An 8851-nucleotide genomic window follows, 5' to 3' on the forward strand; every position below is an offset into this window, starting at 1 on the left:
CGTTTTTATAAACCAAATCACTATTAATATGAGCACAGTTGACGTAAAATCATTTGTGCAGCTTGGGAAAAAATCAAAGTTATTTTTCTCATTAGCTGTCATTGCTGGTACATTTCAACAAGTCAATGCCGCTGTAGCAACTTCAGCAAATTACGAAGGTAAATCCTTCGTAAAAGAAGTTCGTAATCTGCAGCAACAATTGAAGGGAAAAGTACTGGATGCTACCGGAAAACCTCTTGTAGGAGCCACTGTAGCAGTTAAGGGAACCTCTAATGGTACCCAATCAGACGCACAGGGGAATTTCTCTGTAGAAGCAAAATCTGGTGATGTGCTGGTGGTTACTTCCGTCGGTTATAAATCGAAAGAGGTGACTGTCGCCGGTACTACCATCACCGTACAATTGGAAGAGGATCAGGGCCAATTGGATGAAGTCGTTGTTGTTGGTTACGGTACAATGCGCAAATCGGATGTAACCGGTTCCATTGCGATGGTCAAAGGTGCTGACATGATTAAAGATCAAAGTTTTAGCCCTTTAGATGCCTTGAGAGGTAAAGCATCAGGGGTCAATATCTTTTCTAATTCCAGCCAACCAGGCGCTAATGCGAATAGAGTTGTTATTCGTGGTGTTGCGACGATCAATTCTTCTTCCAACCCATTATATGTAGTAGATGGAGTCGTCATGGAAGATTTCCATTTGCTGAATCCAAATGATATCGAAAATATCGAGGTTCTGAAAGATGCTTCTTCTGCAGCTATCTACGGTGCACGTGGTGCCAATGGCGTTATCTTGGTGACAACAAAACGTGGAAACAAAGATGGGTCTAGAACAATCAGTTACCAGGGATCGGCAGGGGTAAGTTCTGCGCAACGCTACATGGATCTACTGAATGCACAGGAATGGGTAGATGCCTTTATGATCGGTCTTGAAAATGAAAATAAATATCAAGGAAAGTCTTGGTCCTTAGACAAGAAAACCTGGTTTAATGATGCAAATTATTTTGATGCCAATGGCAATCCCTTGTATAATACAGATTGGCAACACGAGGCAACACGGACAGCGATTTCACATAATCACCAGTTGAACGTACAACAGGGGGATGAAAAGTCATCCGTTGGCGCATTTTTGAATTATACGGATCAACAGGGAATTATGAACAATACCTGGAATAAACGGGTAAATGCAAAAATGGCCTATGATGCAAAACCAACATCTTGGCTCTCTACGGCCATAAACCTGACAGTCAATCATACCTGGGGACGTTATACGCCAGAAGACGGTGGTGGTCAGGAAGCACGTCGGACGATGATCGAGATGATTCCTTGGTATCCGGTTTATGATAAGAATGGTCTGTATACAAATTCAGCTTCATCTACCGTAGCTGAAAAATTGAGTTTTGAAGGGATGGCAAATCCAGTTTCCATCCTGGATTTGCAAAAACGGATGCGGTACAATACGCAGATTTTTGGAAATGCGGCACTGACATTTCATCTCGCTGATGGATTGGACCTGAAAACGCAATTGGGGATCGATCACCATCGGAAAGATTATAAAGGGTATTCTTCAAAGCTGTTGAATAATATTTCCCGGCCAAATGGATGGGCAGAACGTACACATACGAATACCTTGTATTGGCAGGAAGAAACCTATTTGACGTATAATAAGCAATTCGATAAGCATCGAATCAATGCAATGGCAGGTCTATCTTGGCAGCAGAAGACCTATGATTATGATAAAATGCGCACGGAAGGCTTTCCCGATGATTTCTATGAATATAATAGAATGAATTTAGGTGTTACACCAGCTACGCCTGAATCTTTTTACAATGATTGGTCGATGAATTCGTACTTCTTAAGGGCTGCATATTCCTATGACAATCGTTATTCTGCGACAGTAACAAGTCGTTATGACGGTTCGTCCAAATTTGGTAAGAACAATAAATATGCGTTTTTCCCTTCATTAGGGCTTGCTTGGAATATTTCCAATGAGGAGTTTTTAAAGGGTAATCAGACCATTAGCAACCTCAAGTTACATACCAGCTATGGATTAACCGGTAACTCTGAAATTGATCCTTATCAGTCGTTAGCGATCGTAGATGCGGGAACAATTTTATTGAATAATGGGCGGGCTCCCTGGTCTTATGTTAAAACGATTTCAAATGAAGATTTAAAGTGGGAGAAAACAGCGCAATTTGATGTTGGGGTGGAATTGGGTTTACTTCAAAATCGCCTAAATTTGGATGTTTCTTATTATCGTCGTAAAACGACCGATCTCCTTCTGGAGACTCCACTGCCAAGAGCGACCGGTTTTAAAACTGTTATGAAAAATATTGGTTCCGTCCAGAATCAAGGTTTGGATATGATGATTACCGGGACGATTGTCACCAATGAGAATTTTGAATGGAAAGCATCATTGAATGCCAACTATAACAAAAATAAAATATTGAAATTGGGCGAAAACAATGCGGATATCCTCAAGAATGATTGGGTCGGTGGCGCCAACAGTATTCTTCGTGTAGGCGAAAACTTAAATAGCTTCTATGGCTATAGAAGGTTGGGCGTGTATACGCAGGCCGATGTGGATGCAGGAAATGCGGAATTGAAAGATATAGGACGGGCCAAACGTACCGCTGAAAAAGAAATCATCGGAAAGGGGTTGCCAGATTGGACCGGGAGTTTTATCAATAACTTACGTTATAAGAACTTTGACTTTACATTGGATCTACAATTCGTGAAAGGGGTAGATGTCATGCAACAATTCTTCCATTCAACTTACGATCGTTTTGGCATTACCAATGGCCTGAAGGAAATTTTAACTGATGCGTATAATGGTTCAAATCCGAATACGATGCAGCAAGCAATCTATTTGACCAATGGAGGGCATGCTGGTCAGGACACGAACGTGGACGATGCTTGGGTCGCGGACGGTTCCTATCTACGGGTAAATTTGATACAATTTGGCTATACGTTTAACGCGGATGTGCTAAAGCGGATAGGCTTATCCAGATTACGGATCTATGCGAATGCGAATAATCCATTTTTGTTCACATCAAAAGATTTTAAAGGTTATGACCCAGAAAGTACTTCTCAATATGACGCAGAATATAATTCCCAATTTACAGCACAGGGGAATGGGAAATTTGGACAAAACATGACATTTTTCTCCTATCCTAGGGCGAAAACTTTCTCTTTGGGCGTAAATGTCACATTTTAATGTATAGAATTTAAAAAAGATGAAGACTAAATTATTTATGTTGTTATTGGCCGGAATGGCTTTCACAACATCCTGTAATAAATTTTTGGAAGAGAATCCCAGTTCAAACCTGTCATTAATAAGTTATTATGAAAATGAAGGACAGGCGGAAGCAACAGTCAATGCACTTTACCGTCGCGGTACACCATTACGTTATTCTACAACGGGTTCCTATCTGGGATCTACCGCTTCCATTAATACCATTTTGACTGGGTATTTTACAAATAGCTACGAAGGACAGGAGCGGGTTACGCTATTTGCCCGTGAATTAACTCGGCAACAAAATACAAGTGTCATATCCCCAACCATGAATACCATTTGGGATGAGGCTTATGAGGCTATCAATATTGCCAATGCTGGTATAAAATATATCCCGCAAATAAGTATGGTCAATGAGACCAAGAAAAATACTTTATTGGCTGAGGCGAAATTCTTTAGAGCGTACAACTACTTTTATCTCGTCAAAACATTTGGCGCACTCCCCTTGTATACACTCCCAAATGAGAAACTTAGTGATCCGCTTTATCTAGAGCGTACTGATGCTGCGAAAATCTATGAATTGATTGAAGCGGACTTAAAAAGTGCTGTAGAAATATTGCCAGCCAAAACATTCGTTGATAATGGTCATCGCATTACAAAATATGCGGCAGCAATGCTATTAGCTGATGTTTATTTGCAGCAAGGTAAATTTGCCGATGCAGCAGCCAATGCAAAAATTGTGGTTAATTCACCGCATAAGATGACGGCGAATATCGACTTTAAGGAAAATAGCGCATACAACTTGCTGCGTAAGACTGATGACTTGGATGAGGTCATTTATGCGCAAGAATTTAATGATCTGGTTACTAATAGCGGAGCGAGGACTGCCACCGCTTTTAGTTCTACGGCCGTATCTGTTTTTGATACGTATTCGATATTTGAGCGTGTTTTCGGCCCTACCAAACAATTTTTGAATGTATATGACAAAAAAGATTTAAGAATCCAACCAAATCAATTCTATCATTGGTCTTATACTAATCCGATTAACGGTAAAAAATGGACATCAGAGGAGGCCGGGATATGGTATTATGTGGATGAGCAGGCTTTGCTGTCGACAGGAAGAGGTACAAAAGACTGGAATTTTTATCGTTATCCGGAAGCATTGTTAACTGCTGCTGAAAGTATCGCTAAAACAACTGGAGTAAGTGCCGAAGCTGCGGGATATTTAGCTAAAGTTAAGGCTCGTGCGAATACCGAGGGAAAAACTGCCGCGCAGTATACATCTGAATTACAGCTATTGTCGGTAGATGACTTTGTGAAAGAATGTTGGAAAGAGCGGCTACGAGAATTTCCTTTGGAGTACAAAATGTGGGATGATATCGTACGGACAAAGATGTTTCCTGTGATTTCTAAAACGGAAGCTGGTAAAGTGGATTTTGTCCCTTTAATTGGAGCGAAGAATGCGTCCGGAGCAGTATTCAAAGAGTCTGATTTATTATGGCCGATCTCGCCTGATGAGATACAGCGTAACAATAAACTGACCCAGAATCCGGGGTATCAATAGATCACTTTTTCATAATAATGGCTATCAATTTGATAGCCATTATTATATTACACTATTTTATATAACAGTAGAATACAGCTTCTAATTTAAATGTTAAACTTTTTGGGACATGCTGGGATCACGAAATATACATTGATATACTATGGAAAATATACTGTCATTTTTGGCTTGATAACCGTTGTTTACTTAAACTGTATTTAATTTTCTTATGTAACATATCGGTTAGGCTTATTAAATAATGTTTACTTAACATAATAGATAGAATAAAGTTTTTATTTTTGATGTATCAAGTCTTTGAAAGTTCAATAATTATGAATTCATCATGATTTATTTAAACCGAGTTCATGTATATCATTAAATAATAAATTAGGAATGAATCTGATAGCTTCATCACAATTGAAACCGCCGAAGGCAGCATGAACCGAATGAACCGAACTCATGTATACCGATGATACCAACACTTATAAAAATTTATACAGATGAAAATTAAAAATCTATTACTGTCATTCCTTCTGATAGGTCTATCTACCTATGGTGCGATGGCACAAAGCAAAAAAATCAAACATGTCGTTTTAGTGGGATTCGATGGTTTCGGTGCTTATGCATTACCTAAAGCCGAAATGCCAAATCTCAAAAAGATGATGCAGGACGGAACTTATAGCACACATGTGCGTACGGTTTTGCCTTCTTCGAGCGCGGTGAACTGGGCTTCCATGCTGATGGGGGCCGGGCCTACAACACATGGCTATACGGAATGGGATAGTAAGACTCCTGAAATTCCGTCAACGGCTAAAACCGAAAATGGCATGTTTCCTTCTTTGTTTAATGCGGTCGCTCAGAAAAATCCTCAAGCCCAATTTGCGGTGGTACATAGCTGGCCTGGAATAGGATATTTGATAGATAATAAGGTGGTTCAGAAGATCATTAATACCCAGGATGATGATGAAGCGGCATTGAATACAACCGTAGATATCATCAAAAAGGAGAAACCTACAGTTACTTTTGTGCATTTCGATCAACCTGATGGTGTCGGTCATAATATTGGCCACAATACGCCAGAATACTATGCCGAACTAAAAAATGTTGACCGGAGGATCGGAACGTTACAACAAGCGCTTAAGGATGCGGGCATTGCTGACGAAACGATCTTTGTTGTCGCTGCGGATCATGGTGGGACGGGTAAAGGTCATGGTGGAAAATCCTTAGCAGAAGTGGAGATTCCTTGGCTGATGACTGGACCGGGTGTGCCAAAGGGAAAAGAGATCAAAGGAACGGTAATGATTTATGATATTGGTCCGACATTGACCTGGTTGCTTGGAGCCCCACTTGATGTGGCTTGGCGCGGGCAGGCAATTAAGGCTTTTCAGAAGGATTGAACAGCTAGAGGATAAAAATCCTCTTGTGACAATTAAGGTTTTTAGGGATATTTTAAGTGTTTTTGAAAAATTTTTAGGAGAGTTTTTTAACTTGAATCAACAATTATTTATCTCTTTAATCTATCTCCTTCAGATTCTATTCCTGATTGATTTGAATTCTTTTTATTGCTTTTACCATTGTTAAATCGATAGCGTGCACTTAACCAAATTATTCGAGTTTCATATTTTTCATTTCCCTTAAACTGCATATTATAATCGGTTTTCACAACAGTCTTTTGGCCGTCAAATAAATCATCAATAGCGAGCTCTAATCGCAATTTGTTTTCGAAAAAGCTCTTGCGAATAGCTAAATTTGTGACAGCCTGCGGACTGACTCTATAAATGCCATATTGGAGCGCGGTTCTATAACGGAAAGAGCTTTCTATTTCTATCGCATATTTAATTTGAACAGTGTTGTAAATGGTACCTGAAAAGGATGTCATCTGATAATCTATATTGTCAAAAGAATTTTGATAATTGTACTTTGAGTTAAAAATTTGTAAGTTAGCACTGGTCGACCAGTTTTTTATTGGTTTGATTGTTCCGGAAAGATTTACTCCGAGGTTTTTCTGTCGACCTAGGTTTTCCTTAATTGCAATTGTTCTAACACCGTCATCAGCTAATCTTATCATATTAATCATTGGATTTCTGGTTGAGCTATAGTTTACTGATAGATTAAATCTATGAAATATGGTATTCGTTAGGCTAAGAGATTGAGTATATTGCGGATTTAGGTAAGGGTTACCTTTCGCATAGTTGTATTCATCGATAAATATGAGGTAAGGATTTAAATCGTCATAACTCGGACGGTCTATTCTTCGACTATAAGTAAGAGACAAATTATAGTTTTCTTTTATTTTTTGTGAGATTGAAACACTAGGGAATAAGTCTGTGTAATTGAAATTTTCAAGTTTGTTTACATCCTTAAAAGAACGTGAGACCATTGTATTTTCGACTCGAACTCCAGCTTTAAATTCTGTTTTCGAAAATTGTTTGGAAAAAGAGAAATATCCAGCATTTATGTTTTCTTTATATATGTATTTTCCTGTGGCTTCCGGATCATCCAACCAAATATTGGAATCTGATGTTTTATTCGATAACAGTAAGTTATTTTCGGTTGTTACTACGCTAGACTTTAACCCAAATTCGAGTTTTGTCTTCTTATCGAATGGATGTGTATAATCAATTTTTCCTGCTTTTATGGTTATTTTGGAATTCCCGCTATTATTAACTTCTCTATAGCTTGTCTTTTTAGTCGTAGAGAAGTCATTTCTGCGTATTTCATTGTTTCTGCCATAATAGGCTGAATAATCAAGACCTATGGCTAATTGACGTCCGATGGAATCAAATTTTCCAAAGTAGTTCAAATTTATTATATTATTTTTGTAATGATCTTTAAGTTCACCTAATATATCTATACTTTCTCTTTCGCCTGGAATCTGAATTCTTTGTGTATTTCCAAAAGTCATCTGCTTCGATTGGTTAAGATAGCCTTGAGCGATTATGCCGATTGACTGTAGTTTCGAAATATGATAATCAAATCCAAACTTATAATTATTTCCAGTTCTTCTTTTTTTTAAAGTTGATGATTGATCGAAATTATTAACAGTGTCTTTAATATATGATTTTCGTTGTGAGTTGATCTTGGTAATGCTTTGGTTTTTAAAATAGTTATAATCTACATGTACTGATATTTTTTTTTCTGAATAATCTAGATTAAAGCCTGCATCATATTTACCTGCTAAACCATGCCCCCATCCGCCATTTAATTCAAGTAATAATCCTCTGTCTTTTTGTTTTTTTGTTTTTATATTAATTATTCCAGCGGTGCCAGTAGCATCATAACGTGAGGAAGGATCTGAAATCAAGTCAATTGATTCAATTTGATTGCTGGACATACTTTTCAACATATTCATCAAAGCTGTTGAGCTCATATAGGTTGGTTTATCATCTATTGTCACTAACGCCCCTGTCCTTCCATTTAAAGAAAATTGTTCGGTAATAGGATTTATGTCTATCCCAGGTGCCTTTTTCAATATATCAACTGCTGTATTTCCTGCTAAAGTTAAACCCGATCCAATATTTATTGTTATCCTATCTTCTTTTCTTTCGATCATAGGCTTATTTCTGTTAACTGTAACTTCGCTAAGAAGATTATCTGATTCTTCTAATCTTATATTTTCTAATTTTTTTTCATAAAAATCATTACTGTCAATATGAAATTTTATAATTTTTGTTTTGAATCCTATCAGCTGAATACTAGCAGAATAATACCCCATTGGTAGTTGTTTGATGATATATTTTCCTGAAGAATCGCTTATAGCCATTTTTTTTATTTCATATTTATCATAGGTTTTAACCTTTACATTTACTCCCGTCAAGCTCTTGCCCTTAGTATTTTCAATATAACCAGTTACATCTGTTTGGGCTTTTATATCTGAATATGAATAACAGCAAAGTATGAAGACCGTTATTTTTAAAATAGTATTTATTCGAAAGTTTCGGGGATTAGATTTAGATGTCATTTGGTTTTAAATTAGCTTTTTGGCTTATTTTTTAATGTTTCTTAAAAATATAGTTTTATAAAACTAAGGTAGTAAATTATATTTGAAAGATGTAATGAAATCTAAATGTAATTTGTGA

4 protein-coding genes are annotated in these 8851 nt (G+C 37.5%); 3 read left to right on the plus strand and 1 reads right to left on the minus strand.

Annotation, left to right across the window (positions count from 1 at the left end; translation table 11 throughout):
- Nucleotides 1-28 precede the first annotated feature (28 nt).
- From OGI71_RS22170 to OGI71_RS22180, 3 genes are all read left to right on the plus strand, one after another.
- Nucleotides 29-3211: a TonB-dependent receptor gene (locus OGI71_RS22170; RefSeq protein ID WP_282251997.1), complete on the plus strand. Its 3183-nt coding sequence runs from the start codon at nt 29-31 to the stop codon at nt 3209-3211.
- Between the two features lie 19 nt (nt 3212-3230).
- Entirely contained in the window at nt 3231-4793 is a 1563-nt protein-coding gene (locus tag OGI71_RS22175; protein WP_282251999.1) for a RagB/SusD family nutrient uptake outer membrane protein, read from the plus strand.
- A gap of 479 nt (nt 4794-5272) precedes the next feature.
- On the plus strand, nt 5273-6169 hold the full coding sequence (locus OGI71_RS22180) for an alkaline phosphatase (protein ID WP_282252001.1): 897 nt from the start codon (nt 5273-5275) through the stop codon (nt 6167-6169).
- 107 nt (nt 6170-6276) lie between these two features.
- On the opposite strand, the gene OGI71_RS22185 is transcribed toward OGI71_RS22180, so the two are convergent.
- Nucleotides 6277-8733, minus strand: coding sequence for an outer membrane beta-barrel protein (locus OGI71_RS22185; RefSeq protein WP_282252003.1), 2457 nt, complete (start codon nt 8731-8733; stop codon nt 6277-6279).
- Between the last annotated feature and the right edge of the window lie 118 nt (nt 8734-8851).

Origin of the sequence: Sphingobacterium sp. ML3W, assembly GCF_029542085.1 — a bacterium.
Taxonomy (GTDB): domain Bacteria; phylum Bacteroidota; class Bacteroidia; order Sphingobacteriales; family Sphingobacteriaceae; genus Sphingobacterium.

Coding starts and splice junctions, on each gene's coding strand:
- OGI71_RS22170 (WP_282251997.1), top strand. CDS start 29: ATGAGCACAGTTGACGTAAAATCATTTGTGCAGCTTGGGAAAAAATCA.
- OGI71_RS22175 (WP_282251999.1), top strand. CDS start 3,231: ATGAAGACTAAATTATTTATGTTGTTATTGGCCGGAATGGCTTTCACA.
- OGI71_RS22180 (WP_282252001.1), top strand. CDS start 5,273: ATGAAAATTAAAAATCTATTACTGTCATTCCTTCTGATAGGTCTATCT.
- OGI71_RS22185 (WP_282252003.1), bottom strand. CDS start 8,733: ATGACATCTAAATCTAATCCCCGAAACTTTCGAATAAATACTATTTTA.